This window comes from Bacillus sp. GW823-FHT06B01, from assembly GCF_058952315.1.
The window spans coordinates 886,478-909,864 of the sequence record NZ_JBXAHR010000001.1 but is presented as its reverse complement, the minus strand read 5'-3'; the positions used below and the strand labels follow the sequence as shown (position 1 = coordinate 909,864).

Genomic DNA, 23,387 nt, shown 5'->3' with positions numbered 1-23,387 from the left:
AAGACAGAAATATTTTTTTATTATATATATTAAACCACGTATAGATATATTAGTGAATATTTAGTTTTGTTTATCAATAAAATATTTTTTATTTTATAAAAAATAAAGTGCATCGTAGTATAAAAATAGTTTTTTTGGTTGTATAGGAAAATCAAAATTTTGTAATCTAGTTATGATAAAACTTGAGACATAATTTTTATAAAAAAAGATGATAAAACAGCTGTAAGTCGTATGAATGCAAAACATAATAATAGCTATTTACGTATTTAATAATTCGTTTTTTGTATTTCGTCCTTCGTTTTCTGTAACTGATTCCATATTTTTGACGCTCTATCTTGTAAGTGCTTACATAAACGGTAACATCTTATACAATGAAGGTGTTAAATCAAAAGAGGTGGTCAATATGAACATAAAAAAAGAAAATTTAGCGAATAGCATTGAAATAGAAAGAGGAGGCGGAAAGGTATGAAAAAATCAAATGTTAATCCATGGCTTGTTGTCCTTGGTACAGTCATCGTACAAATGGGACTTGGAACGATATATACATGGAGTTTATTTAATCAGCCTTTAGTTAGTAAATACGGTTGGAGTCTTAACGCAGTTGCTATAACTTTCTCAATTACTAGTCTTTCCTTAGCGTTTTCGACTTTATTTGCGAGTAAATTGCAAGAAAAATGGGGACTTCGTAAACTTATTATGATAGCTGGACTAGCATTAGGACTAGGATTAATACTTAGTTCACAAGCTTCCTCATTAATATTGCTTTATGTACTAGCAGGGGTTGTTGTAGGTTATGCAGATGGTACAGCATATATCACTTCACTATCCAATTTAATAAAGTGGTTTCCAAAGCGTAAAGGTTTAATTGCTGGTATTTCTGTCTCTGCATATGGTTCGGGTAGCTTAATCTTTAAATATGTTAACGCACAGTTAATTGAATCAGTTGGTGTATCACAAGCGTTTATATACTGGGGTTTAATTGTTACAGCTATGATTGTAATTGGCGCTTGTTTAATCCATCAAGCTGCAGATCAAGGAGCAGTTCATGAAACAAAAACTCAGGAATATACAACGAAAGAAATGTTAGGCACAAAACAAGTATACTTATTATTTATTATGTTATTTACATCATGTATGAGTGGCTTATACTTAATTGGTATGGTAAAAGACATTGGTGTTCAACTTGTAGGGCTTAGCGCAGCGACAGCAGCTAATGCGGTGGCTATGGTTGCAATCTTCAATACATTAGGTCGTATTATTTTAGGACCGTTATCAGATAAAATCGGCCGTTTAAAAATCGTTACTGGTACATTTGTTGTTATGGCAGCTTCAGTCTTGGTTTTAAGTTTCGTAGATTTAAATTATGGTATCTACTTCGTATGTGTAGCAAGCGTAGCGTTTTGCTTTGGTGGAAATATCACTATTTTCCCAGCTATCGTTGGTGATTTCTACGGTATGAAAAACCATAGTAAGAACTACGGGATTGTGTATCAAGGATTTGGATTTGGAGCACTTGCAGGTTCCTTTATCGGTGCACTTCTAGGTGGATTCAAACCAACCTTCATGGTAATCGGTGTATTATGTGTCGTATCATTTGTTATCGCAATTTTAATTCAAGCACCTAAGCAGAAAAAAGAACAAGAAGAAGAGTATAGTAGCGTAGCATAAGTATATAAATCTTCTATCACACTATAAATACGAAAAAGCATCCTATTAAATAGGGTGCTTTTTTATGAATGATTGCAAGGAGGTTATATAATCTTTGGGATTTTCGAGACAAAAAAGCGAGTGAAATACCCAATTGGATTATATTGGAATATTAAAAATGATACATTATATCCGAAATACGTATTAAATCTTAAAATATAAACAAGACATACATCAATAATTGCAAGATATATTTTCTCGGTATTTTCAGAAAAATGTTGAGAAAATATACACTTGAGTTTTTGATAAGGCTTTGTAAATGAAGGTATCTACAGTTAGTCTTCTACAAGTTTAAAAAGAGGAATATGAATTAAATGTGTAATGTAAGTACTTATTAATGCTTTTAGATGTAATTTTATTGAGAATCAATAAAATATTTTATCTGAAAAATAAAAATAGGTTGACAAGTTCGTTGAGAAAGATTATCATTTCGGTGTAAGAATGCTAAATGAAAAACATTATCAATGAATAATGTTTTGATGAAAAGTACACTTGACCAATTAGTTTAGTAAGTGTATTATTTTTAACATCATCAATGATAATGAAAATCGTTATCATTGATGATGTTAAACTGGATTAATTTTTATATGAAAGGATAGAGGAAATGAACATAGGGGAATTTGATGGGAAAACGGTTTTAGTAACTGGTGCAGCACAAGGTATAGGTAGTGTTGTAGCAAACATGTTTTTAGAAAGAGGAGCTACAGTTATTGGGGCTGATCAAACTGAAGAGGGGTTAAACGTACTCTTAAATCAAAATGAATTAAATGAAACACGTGTGAAAACGTTTCGTTTAGATGTGAGTGATAGTGCCGCTGTTGAAGAAGTAGTAGAACGGATTGAAAATGATATAGCACCGATAGATATATTAGTAAATGTTGCAGGGGTTTTACGTATGGGAGCGATTCACTCTTTAAGTGATGAAGATTGGAATAAAACATTCTCTGTAAATTCTACAGGAGTTTTCTATATGTGCCGAGCAGTAAGTAAATATATGATGCAAAGAAAGTCAGGGGCAATTGTTACAGTTGGCTCAAATGCGGCAAATACTCCGAGAATGGAGATGGCTGCGTATGTTGCATCAAAAGCTGCAACGACGATGTTTATGAAATGTTTAGGGTTAGAACTTGCAGCATACAATATTCGCTGTAACTTAGTTTCTCCAGGTTCTACTGAAACTGAAATGCAAAGATTATTATGGGCTGATGAGAATGGAGCTGAAAATATAATTGTTGGTTCTCAAAATACATATAGACTCGGTATTCCGTTACAAAAAATTGCACAACCTTCAGAAATTGCTGAAGCAGTATTGTTTTTAGCCTCTGATAAAGCGAGTCATATTACAATGCACAATTTATGTGTCGATGGCGGAGCTACATTAGGAGTTTAATAAAAAATTCAGGAGGTTTTAATACTATGAATGAACTTATAGCCGTAAAGGAACTGTCGGAAAAATTATTAGAAGATTATAAAACTGAATCTTCGTTCTTTTTTGCTTCACCAACTCGAACGATATTGACAGAAGGAGAGTTTACTACAGTAAAACATCATGATATTGAAAGTTTTACAGAACTTGTACAAGCGGTATTACGTAATGCAAAACAAGCTGGAAATCCGAATCCTATCGTTGTTGGTGCTTTGCCTTTTGATCGTAGAAAAGAAGTTCAACTTATCGTACCAGAACATAGTAGAATTACTGAGCGTTTACAGTTAGAGACAACAAATGAGATAAAACGAAATGAGAAACTGGCATTTGAAATGACGCCTGTACCAGATCCTGAAGTTTATATGAATGGTATAAAGCAAGGGATTAAAAAAATACAGGACGGCGATTTAAAGAAAATCGTTCTATCCAGATCGTTAGATGTTGAATCTTCCGAAAAGATTGATAAGCAAAAACTTCTTCGAGAATTAGCAGAGCATAATAAGCGTGGTTATACATTTGCTGTGAATTTACCGGAAGATGAAAACGAGTGTAATAAAACATTAATTGGAGCAAGTCCTGAATTACTCGTTTCACGTAATGGTATGCAAGTTATTTCTAATCCGTTAGCTGGTTCAAGACCACGTAGTGATGATCCAGTAGAAGATAAGAGAAGAGCAGAGGAATTACTTTCTTCTCCGAAAGATTTACATGAACATGCGGTAGTAGTGGAAGCGGTTGCTGCTGCGCTTCGTCCATACTGTCATACATTACATGTTCCGGAAAAACCATCCGTTATTCATAGTGAAGCGATGTGGCATTTGTCTACTGAAGTGAAAGGTGAACTAAAGGATCCGAATACTACTTCTTTGGAATTAGCAATTGCTCTTCATCCTACGCCAGCAGTTTGCGGAACACCGATGGAAGAAGCGAGAGAGGCGATTCAAAAAATTGAGCCATTTGACCGTGAATTCTTTACAGGAATGCTAGGATGGAGTGATTTAAATGGAGATGGTGAATGGATTGTTACAATTCGCTGTGCTGAAGTGCAAGAAAATACACTTCGTTTATATGCAGGAGCAGGAGTTGTTGCTGAGTCAAAACCAGAAGATGAGTTAGCAGAAACATCAGCTAAGTTCCAAACAATGCTGAAGGCTTTAGGATTAAGAGATAATTCGCTGAATGAAAAATAGGGGGAAGAAATAATGTTATCAGGTTTCACGGAATGGCCAGAAGAATTTGCAAATCGTTATCGAGAAGAAGGATGTTGGCTTGGAGAAACATTTGGTTCGATGTTAAGAGAACGTGCTGAAAAGTATGGAGATGAAATTGCAGTTGTAAGTGGTAATATGCATATGACGTATAGTGAGCTTGATAAAAAAGTAGATTGCTTAGCTTCAGGTTTACTGAATTTAGGAATAAAGCAAGAGGACCGGGTTGTAATACAGTTACCCAACATTATCGAGTTTTTCGAAATATGCTTTGCGCTATTTCGAATTGGAGCACTTCCTGTTTTTGCACTACCTTCACATCGAAGCAGTGAAATTAGTTATTTTTGTGAGTTTGGTGAGGCGAGTGCTTACGTTATTTCAGATAAGGCTCTCGGCTTTGATTATCGAAAACTAGCAAGAGAAGTGAAAGAGAAAGTACCAACTTTACAACATGTAATTGTAGTGGGAGAAGAAGAAGAGTTTGTGAACATAAGTGATCTGTATATAGATCCCGTTCCATTACCAGCAGTTCAGCCAAGTGATGTTGCGTTTCTCCAATTATCAGGAGGGACAACAGGACTTTCTAAATTAATTCCTAGAACACACGATGACTATATTTATAGTTTACGTGTTAGCGCTGAAATTTGTAATTTAAATGCAGAAAGTGTCTATATGGCAGTTCTTCCAGTAGCACACAATTACCCGATGAGTTCTCCAGGGACATTTGGAACTTTCTATGCGGGTGGAAAAGTAGTGTTAGCAACTGGAGGGAGTCCAGATGAGGCATTTGCTCTTATAGAAAAAGAAAAAGTAACGATTACAGCGCTCGTTCCACCATTAGCAATGATTTGGCTTGATGCTGCATCTTCCCGTAATAACGATTTATCGAGCCTAGAAGTGATTCAAGTAGGTGGTGCGAAATTTAGTGCCGAAGTTGCAAAGCGTATTCGCCCTACATTTGGATGTACGTTACAGCAAGTGTTCGGTATGGCAGAAGGGTTAGTAAATTACACGAGATTAAATGATCCGGAAGAAATCATTATTCATACACAAGGTAGACCGATGTCTACATTCGATGAAGTACGGGTCGTTGATGAAAATGATAACGATGTAAAACCTGGTGAAGTAGGTAGTTTATTAACAAGAGGGCCCTATACAATTCGTGGCTATTATAAAGCAGAAGAGCATAATGCACGATCATTTACAAAGGATGGATTTTATCGCACAGGTGATCTTGTAAAAGTAAATGAACAAGGTTACATCATTGTAGAAGGTAGGGATAAAGATCAAATTAACCGTGGTGGTGAGAAAGTTGCTGCGGAAGAAGTTGAAAATCATTTATTAGCACATGATGCAGTACATGATGTAGCCATCGTATCAATGCCTGATGATTATTTAGGAGAACGTACTTGTGCGTTTGTAATAGCTCGTGGACAAGCTCCGACAGTAAGTGAATTAAAAATGTTTTTAAGAGAACGGGGTATAGCGGCTTATAAGATTCCAGATCGAATTGAATTTATTGATTCATTCCCGCAAACAGGTGTTGGAAAGGTAAGCAAAAAAGAGTTACGTAAAGTCATTACGGAAAAACTTATTACGGTAAAACAATATAAAATATAAAAATTGGAAGGAAGTGATTAGATGGCTATTCCATCTATTTCAGTATACAAAATGCCAGTTGAATCAGAACTACCAAAAAATAAAGTGAACTGGACACCAGATCCGAAACGTGCGGTTCTTCTAATCCATGACATGCAAGAATATTTTCTTGATGCATATAGCGATAAAGAATCACCAAAAGTAGAACTTATTTCAAATATTAAGGTGATAAGAGAAAAATGTAAGGAACTTGGTATACCAGTTGTTTATACAGCACAACCAGGTGGACAAACGTTAGAACAACGTGGATTATTACAAGACTTCTGGGGTGACGGTATTCCTGCTGGACCAGATAAAAAGAAAATTGTCGGTGAACTTACTCCTGATGAGGATGATATATTCTTAACAAAATGGAGATATAGTGCATTTAAAAAGACAAATCTATTAGGAATTTTAAATGAACAGGGAAGAGATCAACTTATTATTTGCGGTATTTATGCGCATATCGGCTGCCTTTTAACAGCTTGCGAAGCATTTATGGATGGTATAGAGCCATTTTTTGTAGCAGATGCAGTTGCTGATTTTTCAATAGACCATCATAAACAAGCATTGGAGTATGCATCTAATAGATGTGCAGTAACGACATCAACAAACTTACTGTTAAAAGATTTACAAAGTGTAAAAAGTGATGAGAGTGAAGGAATCACTTTACAGGAAGTGCATGAACTAGTTGCACAACTACTTCGTGAGCCAGTAGAGAGTATTGATATTGATGAGGACTTACTAAATAGAGGACTTGATTCGGTCAGAATTATGAGTTTAGTAGAGAAGTGGCGTCGCGAAGGGAAAGAAATAACTTTTGCAGATTTAGCAGAACGTCCAACTGTTTCCGATTGGTACAGTTTACTATCTTCACAGACAGCACAGGTGCTGTAACAAATAGACTACATAATAAAGGGGTAGTAAAGAATGCCTAATAGTCAAAAGGTTCGTCATTCGTTATCATCTGCGCAGACTGGTATGTGGTTTGCACAGCAATTAGATCCGCTAAATCCGATTTATAATACTGGGGAATATGTTGAAATAAACGGAAATATTAATCAAGAAATTTTCGAATTAGCAGTACGTAAAGTTGTAACAGAAGCAGAAATACTACATGTTCGCTTCGAAGAGGATGAAATTGGTCCATGGCAAGTTATTGAAGAATTACAGTTTCATATGCATTTTATTGACGTTCGTAAAGAAGAAGATCCTGAAGAGACTGCTAAAATATGGATGAAAAATGATTTATCTATGCCAGTCGATTTGAAAACAGATAAATTATTTACTGAAGCACTTATTCAAGTTGAAAATAATCGTTTCTTTTGGTATCAGCGCATCCATCACATTGTGATGGATGGCTATGGATTTTCACTTCTTAGCCAAAAGGTAGCGAAAGAGTATACATCACTTATAGAAGAAATAAGAAAGAATGAAAAGCCATTTGGTTCTCTTGCAAAAGTTGTACAAGAAGATATGGAGTATCGTGAGTCTAAACAATTTCAGGAAGATCGTACTTTTTGGTTAGAAAAGTTTGCAGATGAACCGGATGTCATAAGTTTAGCAAAACGAGCGCCGAGAACATCAAATGGATTTTTACGAGAAACAGCTTATTTATCCAGTTCTAGCACGAAAACTTTACTAGAAGATATCAATGTTTCGTTAACAAATTGGCCGGAATTTATTGTCGCTGTAACAAGTATTTATATGCATAAATTAACAGGTGCAAATGATATTATTTTAGGTTTACCAATGATGGGGCGTCTCGGTTCTGCATCTATTTATACACCGAGCATGGTAATGAATTTAGTACCACTTCGTATTACAGTAACTCCAAATATAACTCTTGCGGAATTATTACAGCAAGTTTCTAAAGAGATTCGAGAAGTACGTCTTCATCATAAATACCGTCATGAGGAATTAAGAAGAGACTTAAAGTTACTAGGTGAAAATCAAAGGTTATTCGGGCCGTTAGTGAATGTGATGCCTTTTGATTATGGGCTTAATTTTGCTGGGAATCGTGGTATTACACATAATTTATCAGCAGGACCTGTCGATGATTTATCGATAAATGTTTATAAACGTTTCGATGAAAATGAGTTAATGATTCATTTTGATGGGAATCCGTTAGTATATAGTGATTCGGAACTAGCATTGCATAAAGAGAGATTTATGAATGTATTAGAATTAGTGATAAATGACTATGAAAAAGACGTGTCGATTGGAAATATAAACATTACTCTTCCAGAAGAAAATCATAAAGTTTTATTCGAATGGAATGAAACTAAGGAAGCTGAGGATCTAATCACTCTACCTTTATTATTTGAAAAACAAGTACAAAAAAATCCAAATAAAATAGCGGTTACGTGTAACGGAGTAGACCTTACGTATAAAGAGCTAAATGAACGGGCGAATGAACTAGCGCACTATTTAGTAGAAGAAGGAATAGGGCCAAATCAGTTTGTAGCTTTAGTATTTCCAAGGTCAATAGAGATGGTAGTTAGTATGCTAGCAGTTTTAAAGGCTGGTGCAGCGTATTTACCGATAGATCCAGAATATCCAGCTGAGCGAATACATTATATAGTAAATGATGCAAAACCAGCTTGTATTATAACGCATTCATCGGTCGCATCAACTTTAGTTATAGAAAATGATATAAAAAAAATCGAATTAAATAGTGAAAAAATGAAACTAGCGTTAAACACATATTCTTATATGAATATACCATTAAGAAATGATGATTCACTTTTAAACCCAGCTTATACAATTTACACTTCAGGCTCAACCGGCAATCCAAAAGGTGTAATTGTTCCTATGAAAGCTTTAAGTAACTTTTTATTGGCCATGGATGATATGTTTTCGTTACATGAAAACGATCATTTATTAGCAGTTACAACATTTGCGTTTGATATTTCAGCTCTAGAAATTTATTTACCTCTTATTAGTGGTGCAAGTATAACAATCGCACAAAAAGAGGTAATCCAAGAACCTTCTGTGTTAACGGCATTGTTACAAGAGGAAAGAGTCACAATTATGCAAGCCACACCGACACTCTGGCAGGCGTTAGTAACTGAATATCCAGAAAGGCTACAAGGGCTAAATGTGCTCGTTGGTGGTGAAGCGCTTCCGGCCCATTTAGCAAATATATTAAAAGAATTAGGTTGCTCTATTACAAACTTATATGGACCTACTGAAACGACTATTTGGTCTACTTTCAAGAACATCGACGAAAATGAAATTGGTATACCCCCTATTGGAAAACCGATTTGGAGTACAGATGTGTATGTATTAGATGCAGGATTACAAACAGTACCGCCTGGAGTAATTGGCGAACTATATATTGCAGGAGAAGGACTTGCGAACGGCTATTTAGGAAAACCAGAGTTAACGGCTGAACGGTTTGTTGCAGATCCTTATGGAAAACCAGGGAAGCGCATGTACCGCACAGGTGATCTTGTGAAATGGCGTAACGATGGTGTGTTAGAGTACATGAGCCGCGCAGATCATCAAATTAAAATTCGTGGTTTCCGAATTGAATTAGCTGAAATTGAAATGGTATTACAACGACATGAATACATTCAACAAGCGGTAGTAATGGTACGAGAAGATCGCCCAAATGATAAACGAATCATTGCGTATATCGTTGTCGAAGGGAGTGAAGGGATTAACCTTTCAGAAATTCGTTCTTATGTTTCAGAAAGTTTAGCAAATTATATGGTGCCATCGGCATTTGTTGTGCTAGAAGAATTACCATTAACGCCAAATGGTAAGATTAATAGAAAGAAATTACCTGCTCCTGATTTTAATGAAATGAACAAGGAGAGAGTTGCTAGAAATCCGAAAGAAGAAATATTATGTGATTTATTTGCAGAAGTACTTGGTGTTTCTCGCATTAGCATTGATGATAATTTCTTTGAAATGGGTGGCCATTCGCTTCTTGCATCTCGTCTAATGGCAAGAATTCGTGAAACGTTAAGTGTTGAATTAGGAATAGGAAAACTATTTGAATCGCCAACTGTTGCTGAACTTGTGAAACAATTGGATCAAGCAAAAACTGCAAGACCAGCTATTAAGAAAGTAAGTAGACCAAATGAAGTTCCACTTTCATTTGCACAGCGCAGGTTATGGTTCTTAAATTGTTTAGAAGGTCCAAGTCCTACTTATAATATTCCATTAGTCGTTCGTATTTCTGGAAAGTTGAACGAGGAAGCATTGCAAGGTGCCTTTTATGATGTAGTTGAGAAACATGAAACGCTTAGAACGATTTTCCCTAACGTATTAGGTAGTTCCTATCAGAAAATTTTAGATATGGAAAATTTAAATCTAGAAATGATAATAACAAAAACATGTAAAGATGAATTAGAAAGTGTGCTTGTAGAGGCGGTAAGATATAGTTTTAACCTTGATGTTGAACCAGCAGTTCGTCTGCAACTATTTACAGTGAATGAAAACGAACATGTATTACTAATTCTATTGCACCATATTGTAGGGGATGGCTGGTCATTACAACCGTTAACGAGAGATTTTACAGCGGCATATAAAGCGCGATGTCAAGGTAACAGAGTTCAGCTAGAGACACTTCCAGTTCAATATGCAGATTATGCACTTTGGCAACAACAGTTGCTTGGTGATGAAACTACAGAAGAGAGTCTTATTTCAACACAATTAGAGTTTTGGAAGAAAGAGCTAGAAGGTTTACCAGATCAGCTGGAGTTACCTACAGATTACCAGCGTCCAATTGAAACGAGTTATCGCGGAGAAACAATTCATTTTCAAATAGATGCGGGTATGCATAGTAGGTTAGTAGAGCTTGCACGGAAAAACGGAGTTAGTTTGTTTATGGTGTTGCAAGCAGGACTTAGTGCGCTATTTACAAGATTAGGTGCAGGTACTGATATACCAATCGGTAGTCCGATTGCTGGAAGAAACGATGATGCACTCTCTGACATAGTTGGTTTATTTGTAAATACATTAGTGTTACGCACAAATACATCAGGAGATCCAAGTTTTAAAGAATTATTGAATAGAGTGAAGCAGTCAAATCTTGCAGCTTATGAAAATCAAGATGTTCCATTTGAACGACTCGTTGAAGTGTTAAACCCAGTACGTACTCGAAATAGTCATCCGCTGTTTCAAGTTATGTTAGCATTCCAAAATACGCCACAAGCAACATTTGATGCTCCAGATATTAAAGCAGACCTTGAAATCCAAAGTGTGGGCTCTGCGAAGTTTGATCTAACATTTGAAATTAGCGAGAGTAACGGAGTTCATGGTACGCCAGATGGCTTACACGGGTTACTAGAGTTTAGTACCGATTTGTATAAACGTGAAACGGTTCAACAATTAGTAGAACGATTTATTCTGTTATTGGATGATGCAGCGAAACATCCGGATCAATCAATTGGCACATTAGAAATTTTAACAGTAGCAGAGAGAAATACAGTGCTAGAAAAGTGGAATGGTGGTTTTCAAATTGTACCAGAAATGACATTATCACAATTATTTGAAAAGCAGGTTTATATAAATCCGAATTCTATTGCTGTCGTCTTTGAAGATGAAAAGTTAACTTATGAAGAGTTGAATAAAAAAGCGAATAAAATAGCTCGATTGCTAATTGCAAAAGGAGTTGGTCCTGATCAACTCGTTGCTTTAGCAATGCCGAGATCTTTAAATATGGTTGTAAGCTTACTAGCTGTTCTGAAAGCGGGAGCAGGTTATCTTCCATTAGATCCGGATTATCCGTCAGATCGTATTTCATTTATGCTCCACGATGCGAAACCATCATGTGTGTTAACAAATTCAGATGTGGAAATTGAATGTGATGAGGAACTGAAAATTTTAGTTGATGATGTGAAGACAATAAAAGAAATTGAGAAGTATAGTGAAGATAATATTGATGAAATGGAGCGCATGAAGCCATTATCTCCTTCACATATTGCTTACGTTATTTATACGTCAGGCTCAACAGGTAGACCGAAAGGCGTTATGATACCTCATCAAAACGTAGTAAGACTTTTAGGAGCAACTGATCATTGGTTCCAATTTGACGCAGAAGATGTTTGGACGATGTTCCATTCATATGCTTTTGATTTCTCGGTTTGGGAAATTTGGGGCCCTTTATTATATGGAGGGCGTTTAGTTGTAGTGCCACATACTGTAAGTCGCTCACCGAAAGAATTTTTACAGCTTCTTGTTAAAGAAAAGGTTACGGTTTTAAACCAAACTCCATCAGCGTTCTATCAATTGATGCAAGCAGATCGTGAAAATGAAGAGATTGGCCAAAAATTATCTTTACGATATGTTGTTTTTGGAGGAGAAGCACTTGAGCTAAGTCGCTTAGAAGATTGGTATAGTCGACATCCTCATAACGAACCAAAGCTTATTAATATGTACGGTATTACGGAGACGACAGTACATGTTAGTTATATTGAATTAGATGAAACTATCGTCTCTTTACGAGCAAATAGTTTAATTGGGTGCAGTATACCTGACCTTAAAGTGTATGTGTTAGACAACTATTTACAACCAGTGCCACCTGGAGTAGTTGGAGAAATGTATGTTGCAGGTGCAGGGCTTGCGCGTGGATATTTAGGAAGAGCAGGATTAACGGCTGAACGCTTTATCGCAGATCCATTTGGAAAGCCAGGTACAAGAATGTATCGTACAGGAGACTTAGCTCGCTGGCGTAAAGATGGGACGCTAGATTATATAGGACGTGCAGATCATCAAATAAAAATTCGTGGATTCCGAATTGAATTAGGAGAAATAGAAGCAGTCATAATGAAGCACCCTAAAGTTGAGCAAGTAGCCGTTATTGTAAGGGAAGATCAACCAGGGGATAAACGGTTAGTTTCTTATATCGTTTCATCAAATAATGAAGCGATTGATACGAATGAAATACGTCAGTTTGCTAGTGATAGTTTACCAGATTATATGGTTCCATACGCTTTTGTAGTAGTAAATGAGTTACCTTTAACTCCAAACGGTAAATTAGATAGAAAGGCATTGCCAGCTCCAGAATTTATCGCATCATCTTCTAGTCGTGGTCCAAGAACACCGCAAGAAGAAATGTTATGTGACTTGTTTACAGAAGTGCTAAGTGTACCTCAAATTGGAATTGATGACGGATTCTTTGATCTTGGTGGCCATTCACTCCTTGCAGTGCAGCTTATGAGCCGCATGAAAGAGGCGCTTGGAGTGGAACTAAACATTGGTACTTTATTTGCAGCACCGACTGTTGCAGGGTTAGCTGAAAGACTTGAGATGGGGAATGGTCAAAGTGCACTTGATGTATTGCTTCCATTACGAGCAAGCGGGGATCAATTACCACTATTTTGTGTACATCCAGCAGGTGGGTTAAGTTGGTGCTATGCAGGACTTATGAAATCTTTAGGAACAGATTATCCAATCTACGGTGTCCAAGCACGTGGTATTGCTAAAAATGAAGAACTTCCAAAAAGTTTAGAGGAGATGGCGGCGGATTACTTGAAACACGTTCGTGAAGTACAGCCTCATGGACCATATCGTTTATTAGGTTGGTCGCTTGGAGGAAATGTTGTGCATGCAATGGCGGCGCAACTACAAAATGAAGGGGAAGAAGTAGAGTTACTCGTTATGCTTGATTCTTATCCTGGACACTTCTTACCGAATACGGAAGCGCCTACTGAAGAGGAAGCGTTAATCGCATTACTTGCTTTAGGCGGATATGACCCAGATAACATGGATGGTAAACCACTTACAATGGAAAGTGCAGTTGAAATCCTTCGTAAAGATGGAAGTGCATTAGCAAGTCTTGAAGAAGAGACTATATTGAACTTGAAAGAAACATATGTAAATTCAGTAGGGTTGTTAGGGAAATATGTACCGAAAGTTTATAACGGAGATATCTTATTCTTTAGATCTACTGTTATACCAGACTGGTTTGATCCTATTTCTCCAAATACGTGGCTAAATTATTTAGATGGGCAAATTGTGCAGCATGATATTGACTGTAGACATAAAGATTTATGTCAGCCAGGTCCACTTACGGAAATTGGACAAGTATTAGCAAAATATTTGCAGAATAAGAAAGGGGTAAGTAGAGTATGACGAATCCATTTGAAAACGATAATTACACATATAAAGTATTAATAAATGAGGAGGGCCAGTATTCTCTCTGGCCTGTCTTTCTTGATGTACCTATTGGGTGGAATGTCGTACATGAAGAAGCTAGCAGGCACGATTGCTTACAATATGTTGAAAATAACTGGACAGATTTGAATCCAAAAAGTAATCAAGCTGGTGAAAAAATATTAGTAGGAAAACGATAATGAAAGCAAAAATAAATCCAAAAGTAGTTGTAAGCATCGTATATATAACAGCGATGTTTATGGCTGCGATGGACGCAACGATTGTAAATGTAGCACTGCAAACGATAAGTAGAGAACTACAAGTACCTCCATCTGCAATGGGGACGGTTAATGTTGGGTATTTAGTTAGTTTAGCTGTTTTCCTTCCGATTTCTGGTTGGTTAGGAGATCGATTTGGTACGAAAAGAGTATTTTTAATTGCTCTTTTCGTATTTACAATTGCCTCTGCTTTATGCGGAATGGCTAACGATATTACTTTATTGAATATTTTCCGTATCATTCAAGGTGCTGGTGGAGGGCTTTTAACACCGGTCGGAATGGCGATGTTATTTCGAACATTTTCACCAGAGGAAAGACCGAAGATTTCCCGGTTCATTGTACTTCCAATTGCTGTAGCACCAGCAATTGGTCCTATCATCGGTGGTTTCTTTGTAGATCAAATGTCTTGGCGTTGGGCATTTTATATTAATCTACCGTTTGGAATCGTTGCATTGCTATTTGGACTTCTATTTTTAGCAGAGCATGTTGAAAAATCAGCTGGTCGCTTTGATTCTCTCGGCTTTATTTTATCAGCACCAGGATTTGCGATGCTCATATATGCACTCAGCCAGGGACCATCAAAAGGGTGGATTTCTCCAGAAATTATGAGTACTGGGATAGCTGGGGTTGTATTCATTACATTGTTTATAATCGTAGAACTTAAAGTAAAGCAACCAATGTTAGATTTACGCTTATTAAAAGAACCAGTCTTTAGAAAAATGAGTCTTATTTCATTGTTTTCTTCAGCTGGTTTAATAGGAATGTTATTTGTTTTTCCGCTTATGTATCAAAATGTAATAGGAGCATCCGCACTGGAATCAGGTCTTACTACATTCCCAGAGGCAATTGGATTAATGATATCGTCACAGATTGTGCCATGGTCATATAAGAAATTAGGTGCTCGTAAGGTAATTTCTATCGGGTTAATTTGTACGGCGATTATCTTTGTTTTATTAAGTTTTGTAAATCACGATACGAACCCTTGGCAAATACGGGCATTATTGTTTGGTATAGGTATTTTCTTAGGCCAGTCAGTTGGAGCAGTTCAATTTTCTGCATTTAATAATATCACGCCACCTTCTATGGGGAGAGCAACTACTATATTTAATGTGCAAAATCGATTAGGTTCAGCGATAGGAGTTGCTGTTTTAGCTAGTATACTAGCTGGTTTTGGAAATTACGGTGCACAACATAATGCTCATTCAGATTTCTTGCCATATCAAGCGGCATTAATTGGATCAGCAATATTTTTACTCGTAGCATTACTATTTTCTTTACGTATTTCTGATAAAGAGGTAATGTCAAAAAAGAAGAAAAAACCGTTACCTGTATTACAAAAAGAGAAAGAAATTGTAAATGAATAAGTTTGATAATGGTCTTTTGAAATAAATTGATATTGGTATTTAGAAGGAGAGAGTTTACATGATAGAAAGTAAAGTTGTAGATTCTATACCGATTTTGAATGAGAATGATTGTCAAATATGGTGGGCAAGAATTTCGGATTTACAATCATGGCATTACAATTTACTAAATGATGTTGAACGAGAGAAAGCAAATTCATATCATCATTCGGCAGATCGTGCTCGTTTTATAATAGGTTGTGTAATTAGTAGATTAGTTCTAGGTAAAATACTTTCTATGTCACCAGTTCAAGTGCCAATTGATAGGCTGTGCCCAGTATGTAAGTTACAACATGGTAGACCACAATTACCAGAGGGTATGCCGCAGTTATCGGTTTCACATTCGGGTGAGTGGGTTGTTGTTGCATTTACAAAGTCTGCACCTGTAGGCGTTGATATTGAACAAATGAATCCAAATGTAGATGTTATGAAAATGGCAGAGGGCGTATTAACAGACATTGAAATAGCACAAGTTATGAAGTTACCTAATGAACAGAAAATAGAAGGTTTTTTAACATATTGGACTCGAAAAGAAGCGGTATTAAAAGCGACAGGTGAAGGACTAATGATTTCACCAGTAGGTATTACTGTATCAGCTCCAAATGATCCTCCAAATTTGTTAGTTTTTAAGGATAGGCAAGAGTTAGTAGAAAATACAATGATGGAGAATATAAGGCCAAGTGCAGATTATATGGCTTCAATTGCAATATTTAGTAAAGAAGTAACTGAAATTACACAGTTAGACGCAGTAGCGCTTTTAAATTATAAATAAGTTAAATAAAAAATCTTATAGAAGAGGTGTTCCTCATGTTAGTAGCGGAAAATAGAACAAATGAATTCACTTATAATGTACAAGCAATTAAAAATATTTTATTTTCTGGAGATACATCATCTATTCATGCTTTAGAAAAGCTTTTGAATGATACAGTTCAGTTTGAAATTCTCGAACAAGAGGTACTTGATAGACAGTACATTCCGAAAGAAGCAAAGAATTTCTTTGATAAAAACGGAACATTTCTTTACCGTGTATCCAATGTTAGTTATAAAGGAAAAGTGTTATCTGAGAATCTAATTTTTGCGGACACTTCGTTTTTACCAAATACAATTAAGAGTGAATTAGAGAGTGGAAATATTCCAGTTGAAAAACTTATAGAAAAGATGGAAGTAAGAAGAAACGTATTATACGAAGGATATCAGCCATCTGGGAATATTATTGAATTGTTTGATGGATGCTCTGTTACGGCGAATGTGTATCCAACTAGAAAATATCAAATTGTAAGTAATTGCAAATGCATATTTTATATTTGTGAAGTATATCATGCAGAGAATATAAAAAATCTGCTTAAATAGAAAATAAGAAACCAGCCTATAAAATGGCTGGTTTCTTATTTATTTCACAGCTTCTTTTAACTCTTTACCAGCTTTAAATGCTGGAACTTTACCAGCAGCGATTTGAATTTCTTCGCCAGTTTGTGGATTACGTCCTGTACGAGCAGATCTTTCGCGCACTTCAAAAGTTCCAAAGCCGATTAATTGAACTTTATCGCCAGATTGTAATGCAGTAGCAATTGTGTCAAATACGGATTGTACCGCTGCAGAAGCTTCCTTTTGAGAAATATCAGCGGATTGTGCCACGTTTTTAACTAATTCTGTTTTGTTCATGTTTTCACCTCATAAAAAGTTTTTTAGAATGAATGTTTTAGTATAATGGATAGTATAGAGAAAGCTATTTATATGGTTAGAAAGAATACTATATAGTTATGTTAATTTCGTTGTAAGAGACTGAATCCCTGCTAATAATTAGGGATTAATTAAGAATTGATGTATAGAAAATGCTGTAATATGAGGATGAGGGGGAGTATATGAATGATTTTTCGTGAAAAAAATGAGAATGAAAGTATATTAATTCGTCAACATGATCATGGTTTTTTAGCTGGAGAGATTGCAAAGCATATAAAAGAAGATCTTTTTGAAGATGAAACATACTTAAAAGAGACAATTGATGCAATATATGAGCATGATAGAGGATGGATAGAACTTGATAAAGTACCAATTTTGAATGATGCTAAAAATATTCCATATACATTTATGGATTGTCCAAGTTCATTGCGTTTTGTTTTTTATACGATTGGTTTGAATGAAATTGAAGATTCGAATCCATACGGAGCATTACTTTGTAGTAAACATTTTTTATCATTTTCATTAAATGACGAAGACGAAGAAATGATGTCTTTTTATAAACATGAATTGGAACGACAAAAAAGAATTTTGAAAACGTTAATAAAAGAACAGTTTGCGATGTTCGATAAACATTATAAATTATTAAAGTTTTGTGATGAACTTTCATTATATGTATGTATGAATAAACCTGGTGTAGACAAGACAGATGAAATTGATTTATTTAAAGGTGGTTTTGAGGGAACAGAAATGTTTAATAGTAAGGAGGAGAAACCTATTCAAGCTGAATGGGTGGACGAGGAAACAATTCGGATTACACCGTTTCCATTTCAAACGGAATTTCATACGTATGTAAATTATAAAACTATAAATAAACGTGAAATTGAAGAAAAAGGAATTGCAAAAGCTGATAGAGAATCGGAAATGGAGAAACAAAACATTCGTTTCGTACAATAAGGAGGCGATTTAGATTGAAAGAGTACATGTTAAAACAGGTGGATTACCATGCTTGGGCTAATATACGGTTATTCAATCGACTAAAAGAATTACCAAGCTATGAGACTATTTTTAATGAACAGATACAGAGTGTATTTCCATCAATTAAGGATACTTTTACGCATATTTATATTACAGATCAAGTGTGGTTACACATATTGCATGGTAAAAGTATGAATGAAGCAATACAAGACCGAGAAAATTTACGAAAACAAATCGAAACTAAATCGTTACATGAATTAGAAAAAATGTTTGAAAACATGACAAATCAATATAAAGACTTCTTAATTACAATACAAGACGTGAATGCTGTATTTGTTATCGAGAATCCATATGCAGGGAAATTAGAAACTTCAATTTTAGAGTTAGTACAACATGTTGTAAATCATGGGACATATCATAGAGGAAATATAACAGCGATGATCCGTCAACTTGGTCATCCGTCGACAATGATGGATTTTGTACTGTATTTACATATGGTGCAGAAGGAGGGGGAGTAATATAGTTTGTAAGAAGGAGAGCCTTTAATTGTAAAAGTCTCTCCTTCTGTTTTATCCCGCACTAATGGCAGATCGACTGATTAAAGTTTTACATTATTTCTTAAGAGGCTTTATTTTCTTGTAATTGCTTAGCGTATTGTATAGCTTTATATGCATTGACTCTACCGTTTTTCCAATACGTACCTGTACCACTAATTTTATCAGACGTTGACTCAATAATTTGGCGGATTTGTGTATTGCTATATCCTTGATTTGCTAAAAGAGCAGCGACTCCTGCAACATGAGGTGTTGCCATAGATGTACCACTTAATGATTGATACGTGCTTCCTTTATATGTGGAATATATATTTGAACCTGGTGCTGCAACATCTACCCAGCTACCATAAGTAGAAAATGAAGATTTTCTATCTGATTGATCTGTAGAAGCAACTGCAATCACCTCGTTGTAATAAGCAGGGTAATTAGCTTTTGTATTTCCAGCATTTCCAGCAGCTGCAACAATAACAGAGCCTTTATTCCATGCATATTGAACGGCTTGTTGTAAAGCAGTCCCACCATTTGGGGCGCCTAAGCTTAAACTAATTACTTTTGCACCTGAATCAGCAGCTTCTCTAATCCCTTGCGCTACAGCATCAAGAGTACCACTCCCTTGATTATCTAATACGCGGACAGCATAAATTGAAGTTTGTGGGGCAACACCAGCAATTCCAACACTATTATTCGTAAGTGCTCCAGTAATTCCAGCGCAATGCGTACCATGACCATTACCATCATCAGATGTATTGTCGTTATCAACATAATCATGTCCGTAAATTACTTTCGAAGCTAAATCAGGGTGTGAACCTTGAACTCCTGTATCAATAATAGCTACTTTTACACCAGGATCACTTCGTTGACTATCCCAAGCTTGTGGAGCTTGAATTTTTTGCAATCCATATTGATTTTTAAAAAATGGGTCGTTCGGAGTCCAAAAGGCGTGAACGTAATAATTCGGTTCTGCATATTCCACATCTGGATTATTTTTATAACTTTTTATTTTTTCTTTGACAGTACCTTTTGAAAATTGAACGACTTCAAAACCTAACGTATCATCTTTAGATAAAACGTTAGCACCGACAGATTTGTGAAAAGATTGAACATTACTTAAAGAGGCATTTTGTTTGAATTTAACGATTAATTGGTTAGGGACGTAATCAGTAGATGATGTTTCAGCACTTGAAGTATTTGTGTTAAAAAAGAAACCACCGATAATGAATGATAAAACAGATAGGAAAACAATGATTTTGTTTTTCAAAAGATTTTTCCTCCCTTTTCTCGGATGAGTTTTCGTCGACACTTTAATGTCGCATTCCTTTTCAACTATATAGTTAGACCATACGATTTATGTCATTTATGTGAAAAATTTTTAGTGGAATAAAAAAGGGAAAGATTGATATAAATATATTTTTAATGATATTTACTGAGTTAGAAAACGAAAAAAGGAATGCTCATTATGTATGAGTCATTCCTTTTTTTAGATTAACTTGCCTGTTTTTTATGACTTTCTTTCAATTTCTCTTCTTGTAAAAAGCAATTCGTTTCAGCAACAACAATACCACTTAACCCAATAAGGCCAATTAAGTTTGGAATCGCCATAAGTCCATTTGCAATATCAGCAAATGTCCATACGATACCTAGTTTTAAATTAGCCCCAATAGCAATCATGACGATAAAGATTGCTTTATAATATTTAACAGCACCTTCTCCAAATAAATAAGCCACGCACTTCTCGCCGTAATACGACCATCCTAAAATAGTAGAGTAGGCAAATAATATAATTGCGATACCAAGAATCATACTACCAGCAGTGCCAAATACAGATTGGAACGCAAGTGTCGTCGCTTCAACGCCAGTTTTACCTGATTTCCATGCACCTGTAGTAATTAATACTAGCCCTGTAATTGTACATACAATAAACGTATCTAGAAAAGTACCAGTCATAGAAACTAAAGCTTGCTTTGCAGGTGAATCAGTTTTTGCGGCAGCTGCGGCAATAGGGGCACTCCCTAAACCAGCTTCGTTCGCAAATACACCGCGCGCCATTCCGATTTGAATTGCAGATGCAATTGTTGCGCCAATAAAACCACCAGCAGCTGCAGTACCATTGAATGCGCCAGAAAAAATAAGTGAGAATGCTTCTGGAATTTGATCGTAGTGATAGAAAATAATAATAAGCCCAGCAATGATATAAAAGAAAGCTTTAATAGGAACGATATATCCTGTCACTTTCCCGATTTTTTTCACACCGCCTAAAATAACAATGGCGATTAAAAATGACATGAATATACCAGTTAAAGCAGGAGGAAAAGAGAAATTAATTCGCATTGCCTCTGCAACTGAGTTAGATTGCACCATATTACCGATACCGAAAGAAGCAGTTGTGCCGAATATAGCGAATAAAACAGCAAGCCATTTCTTACCTAAACCACGTTCTAAATAGTACATTGGTCCACCTGAATATTCACCATTTTCATTACTAACACGGTATTTCACCGCAAGAATTGCTTCGGCATACTTTGTTGCCATACCGAACAAAGCAGTAATCCACATCCAAAAGATTGCACCGGGTCCACCAATCGTTACAGCAGTTGCAACACCGGCTATATTCCCCATACCTATCGTTGCCGCCATAGCTGTCATAAGTGCTTGGAAGTGGCTAATATCTCCAGAGGAAGATGTATCTTCTGATTTTTTAAAAGCTAGTTTGTGAGCGTATAATAGTTTACTAAACTGTAATCCTTTTAAACGCACTGTGAGAATGATACCAGTACCAACGAGTAACAACAACGTTGGTAATCCCCACACATAGTGATTGATTTGTTCTAATACTGTACTTACTGTCTCCATCTGTATTCTCCTTTTTATGAAAAAATAAAAACCACTTCAAGTAAATGAAATGGTCTCTGGAGAAACAAGGGATAGAAAAATAAACCGATACAAATCGGCATTTTCTTTCGCTTGTCTCTGTCCTTTTACCTGAGAGATTATCCGCTATAGTAGCGGATTTGCTCCTTCGGTGCTCTTTTTCCTCCGCGCTATATAAAAGCGAGAGGGAGTCTCTCCAGAGATTCGTCCCCATGCAGTTCTACTTGTAAACAAGACCTGAGAGTTTCAAAGTTGATTCAGCAACCTTTTGCCCCGTCGGTAGATCAATAGACCTTCTCCTGAATGGTTCATCCGAATTATAAAATTTATAAAAATATTGATTGTAAATCAATAAAAACATTATAGACAGACAAAATATGAATTGCAATCTTTTTTTATTTTAAAATAGTAACCAGTTTTATTTTTTTGCAAGTCCTAATTTAACTTCAACTTCATTTAACGTAGATAAAGCGAGGACAATATGTTGGTCCGCAAGTCCTAAAGCATGTTTAGTATTTTCAATTGTTTCATTGGATGGAGTAGAGTTATTTGCTCCGTCTATAATTAAATTTGCCGCGTTTTTCATAAATTTAGAAGCAGCCTTAAATTCAGTTGCGAAATAAACTAGTTGTTCTTGTATTTGTACTTCCGATATATTTTCTTTAATTTTCAAAGTGTCTATTTCATTCATAATGTTTTCATATTGTTTGGAAATAGCAGTCATTGTGACTAATAGTTTATTTCTGTCTACTGAATTTCCGTTCGTGTTAATCTCTTCCCAGGCAGGCAACCAATCTTTTTCGATGATGTCATTATAATTTGTAGTTAATTCATTGATTTTAGGTTGTAATTTAGTTTTGAAAATTTTTGTATCCACTGTTTCTACAGTTGCTTTTTTGTTGTTATTTTTCACATTAGTAACATAGAAAATCGTACCGAAAATGATGAAAATAGAAATAACAACTGTCCATTTAGTAAAAAGAAATTTCTGCAATATGTAACGCCTCCAAAATTTAAAAACTTATAATTATAATATATAACAATAATGTTGTTTCGTGTAGAGAAAATAGGTTAGAAATAATTTAAATTATATCTTTTCTATAAACGAGTAATTAAAGTTAGTAAGATGATAAAAGAAATATGTGAGAAAAGAGGAATTTTAGTGAAAATGAATAGAAGAAAACTAGTTTCAAATATTTCAATGGCTATGTTATTAATGGGTTTAATTGCATGCATATTTATGAATAAATAATCTAAAATCAAAGATTTTCCAGTGCCAATGTCAGCAATACATATTAACAATGATAAGGAAGAGGATTATAAATATATAAGTGTAATGCCTATTACAAAGGTAAGTGGATGGGAGAACTTAGGGGAAAACGGGCATACTGTTAGTTTTAAAAAAGTGGAAAGAAAGGTAAAGATATTACATTACCCAGGAGAAATTAGGTATTATATATTTGAAAAATAATTGATAATAAAAGAAATAGGAAGTAAATGATATTGTAGGATTGTTTACTTTCCATCTCTTTTAATTTTTAATT

At 35.4% G+C, this 23,387-nt stretch carries 16 protein-coding genes, 1 pseudogene and 1 riboswitch; of the genes and pseudogenes, 13 read left to right on the top strand and 4 right to left on the bottom strand.

Annotation, left to right across the window (positions count from 1 at the left end; translation table 11 throughout):
- The first annotated feature begins 465 nt into the window (after positions 1–465).
- The 10 genes from AC1Q8N_RS04690 to AC1Q8N_RS04645 all read left to right on the top strand — a co-directional run bounded on the left by AC1Q8N_RS04690 (position 466) and on the right by AC1Q8N_RS04645 (position 17,116).
- A complete protein-coding gene (locus AC1Q8N_RS04690) occupies positions 466–1,668 on the top strand; it encodes an L-lactate MFS transporter (RefSeq protein WP_048546673.1) in 1,203 nt (400 codons plus the stop codon).
- Between the two features lie 643 nt (positions 1,669–2,311).
- Entirely contained in the window at positions 2,312–3,097 is a 786-nt protein-coding gene (dhbA, locus tag AC1Q8N_RS04685; RefSeq protein WP_048546674.1) for a 2,3-dihydro-2,3-dihydroxybenzoate dehydrogenase, read from the top strand.
- A gap of 26 nt (positions 3,098–3,123) precedes the next feature.
- Positions 3,124–4,323, top strand: a complete 1,200-nt coding sequence (gene dhbC / locus AC1Q8N_RS04680; protein WP_493521096.1) for an isochorismate synthase DhbC — start codon at positions 3,124–3,126, stop codon at positions 4,321–4,323.
- Between the two features lie 12 nt (positions 4,324–4,335).
- Positions 4,336–5,961 (top strand): (2,3-dihydroxybenzoyl)adenylate synthase, encoded by a 1,626-nt coding sequence (locus AC1Q8N_RS04675; RefSeq protein ID WP_098123719.1) that lies wholly within the window; start codon positions 4,336–4,338, stop codon positions 5,959–5,961.
- 21 nt (positions 5,962–5,982) lie between these two features.
- A complete protein-coding gene (locus tag AC1Q8N_RS04670; protein ID WP_048546679.1) occupies positions 5,983–6,876 on the top strand; it encodes an isochorismatase family protein in 894 nt (297 codons plus the stop codon).
- Between the two features lie 33 nt (positions 6,877–6,909).
- A complete protein-coding gene (locus AC1Q8N_RS04665) occupies positions 6,910–14,067 on the top strand; it encodes an amino acid adenylation domain-containing protein (protein ID WP_493521095.1) in 7,158 nt (2,385 codons plus the stop codon).
- Complete coding sequence (locus tag AC1Q8N_RS04660) at positions 14,064–14,288, top strand: MbtH family protein (RefSeq protein WP_048546681.1); 225 nt, start codon at positions 14,064–14,066, stop codon at positions 14,286–14,288. The genes AC1Q8N_RS04665 and AC1Q8N_RS04660 overlap by 4 nt, the downstream gene beginning before the upstream one ends.
- On the top strand, positions 14,288–15,730 hold the full coding sequence (locus tag AC1Q8N_RS04655) for an MDR family MFS transporter (protein WP_098076276.1): 1,443 nt from the start codon (positions 14,288–14,290) through the stop codon (positions 15,728–15,730). Before AC1Q8N_RS04660 ends, AC1Q8N_RS04655 begins: the two co-directional genes overlap by 1 nt.
- A gap of 58 nt (positions 15,731–15,788) precedes the next feature.
- On the top strand, positions 15,789–16,538 hold the full coding sequence (sfp, locus tag AC1Q8N_RS04650; protein WP_098076274.1) for a 4'-phosphopantetheinyl transferase Sfp: 750 nt from the start codon (positions 15,789–15,791) through the stop codon (positions 16,536–16,538).
- A 35-nt stretch (positions 16,539–16,573) separates the two neighbouring features.
- Positions 16,574–17,116: a hypothetical protein gene (locus tag AC1Q8N_RS04645; RefSeq protein ID WP_048546684.1), complete on the top strand. Its 543-nt coding sequence runs from the start codon at positions 16,574–16,576 to the stop codon at positions 17,114–17,116.
- 39 nt (positions 17,117–17,155) lie between these two features.
- Here the strand turns inward: AC1Q8N_RS04645 and AC1Q8N_RS04640 are convergent, their stop codons facing one another.
- Positions 17,156–17,428, bottom strand: coding sequence for an HU family DNA-binding protein (locus AC1Q8N_RS04640; RefSeq protein ID WP_001043960.1), 273 nt, complete (start codon positions 17,426–17,428; stop codon positions 17,156–17,158).
- A 204-nt stretch (positions 17,429–17,632) separates the two neighbouring features.
- On the opposite strand from AC1Q8N_RS04640, the gene AC1Q8N_RS04635 reads away from it, so the two are divergent.
- Both AC1Q8N_RS04635 and AC1Q8N_RS04630 read left to right on the top strand, forming a co-directional pair.
- Entirely contained in the window at positions 17,633–18,400 is a 768-nt protein-coding gene (locus tag AC1Q8N_RS04635; protein WP_493521094.1) for a DUF3891 family protein, read from the top strand.
- A 14-nt stretch (positions 18,401–18,414) separates the two neighbouring features.
- On the top strand, positions 18,415–18,939 hold the full coding sequence (locus tag AC1Q8N_RS04630; protein ID WP_048546686.1) for a DinB family protein: 525 nt from the start codon (positions 18,415–18,417) through the stop codon (positions 18,937–18,939).
- Positions 18,940–19,039: 100 nt separating this feature from the next.
- On the opposite strand, the gene AC1Q8N_RS04625 is transcribed toward AC1Q8N_RS04630, so the two are convergent.
- The 3 genes from AC1Q8N_RS04625 to AC1Q8N_RS04615 form a co-directional block, all read right to left on the bottom strand.
- A complete protein-coding gene (locus AC1Q8N_RS04625; RefSeq protein ID WP_098076272.1) occupies positions 19,040–20,233 on the bottom strand; it encodes a S8 family peptidase in 1,194 nt (397 codons plus the stop codon).
- 224 nt (positions 20,234–20,457) lie between these two features.
- Positions 20,458–21,825 (bottom strand): alanine/glycine:cation symporter family protein, encoded by a 1,368-nt coding sequence (locus tag AC1Q8N_RS04620; protein WP_098076270.1) that lies wholly within the window; start codon positions 21,823–21,825, stop codon positions 20,458–20,460.
- Positions 21,826–21,932: 107 nt separating this feature from the next.
- Positions 21,933–22,053: riboswitch (glycine riboswitch) on the bottom strand.
- A 208-nt stretch (positions 22,054–22,261) separates the two neighbouring features.
- A complete protein-coding gene (locus tag AC1Q8N_RS04615) occupies positions 22,262–22,837 on the bottom strand; it encodes a hypothetical protein (protein WP_098076268.1) in 576 nt (191 codons plus the stop codon).
- A gap of 132 nt (positions 22,838–22,969) precedes the next feature.
- Here AC1Q8N_RS04615 and AC1Q8N_RS04610 point away from each other — a divergent pair.
- Positions 22,970–23,314 (top strand): annotated as a pseudogene (locus AC1Q8N_RS04610) (hypothetical protein).
- Positions 23,315–23,387 lie beyond the last annotated feature (73 nt).

What these genes read in the sequence shown, in the direction of transcription:
- AC1Q8N_RS04690 (WP_048546673.1), top strand. Translation starts at nt 466, where the DNA reads ATGAAAAAATCAAATGTTAATCCATGGCTTGTTGTCCTTGGTACAGTC.
- dhbA (WP_048546674.1), top strand. Translation starts at nt 2,312, where the DNA reads ATGAACATAGGGGAATTTGATGGGAAAACGGTTTTAGTAACTGGTGCA.
- dhbC (WP_493521096.1), top strand. Translation starts at nt 3,124, where the DNA reads ATGAATGAACTTATAGCCGTAAAGGAACTGTCGGAAAAATTATTAGAA.
- AC1Q8N_RS04675 (WP_098123719.1), top strand. Translation starts at nt 4,336, where the DNA reads ATGTTATCAGGTTTCACGGAATGGCCAGAAGAATTTGCAAATCGTTAT.
- AC1Q8N_RS04670 (WP_048546679.1), top strand. Translation starts at nt 5,983, where the DNA reads ATGGCTATTCCATCTATTTCAGTATACAAAATGCCAGTTGAATCAGAA.
- AC1Q8N_RS04665 (WP_493521095.1), top strand. Translation starts at nt 6,910, where the DNA reads ATGCCTAATAGTCAAAAGGTTCGTCATTCGTTATCATCTGCGCAGACT.
- AC1Q8N_RS04660 (WP_048546681.1), top strand. Translation starts at nt 14,064, where the DNA reads ATGACGAATCCATTTGAAAACGATAATTACACATATAAAGTATTAATA.
- AC1Q8N_RS04655 (WP_098076276.1), top strand. Translation starts at nt 14,288, where the DNA reads ATGAAAGCAAAAATAAATCCAAAAGTAGTTGTAAGCATCGTATATATA.
- sfp (WP_098076274.1), top strand. Translation starts at nt 15,789, where the DNA reads ATGATAGAAAGTAAAGTTGTAGATTCTATACCGATTTTGAATGAGAAT.
- AC1Q8N_RS04645 (WP_048546684.1), top strand. Translation starts at nt 16,574, where the DNA reads ATGTTAGTAGCGGAAAATAGAACAAATGAATTCACTTATAATGTACAA.
- AC1Q8N_RS04640 (WP_001043960.1), bottom strand. Translation starts at nt 17,428, where the DNA reads ATGAACAAAACAGAATTAGTTAAAAACGTGGCACAATCCGCTGATATT.
- AC1Q8N_RS04635 (WP_493521094.1), top strand. Translation starts at nt 17,633, where the DNA reads ATGATTTTTCGTGAAAAAAATGAGAATGAAAGTATATTAATTCGTCAA.
- AC1Q8N_RS04620 (WP_098076270.1), bottom strand. Translation starts at nt 21,825, where the DNA reads ATGGAGACAGTAAGTACAGTATTAGAACAAATCAATCACTATGTGTGG.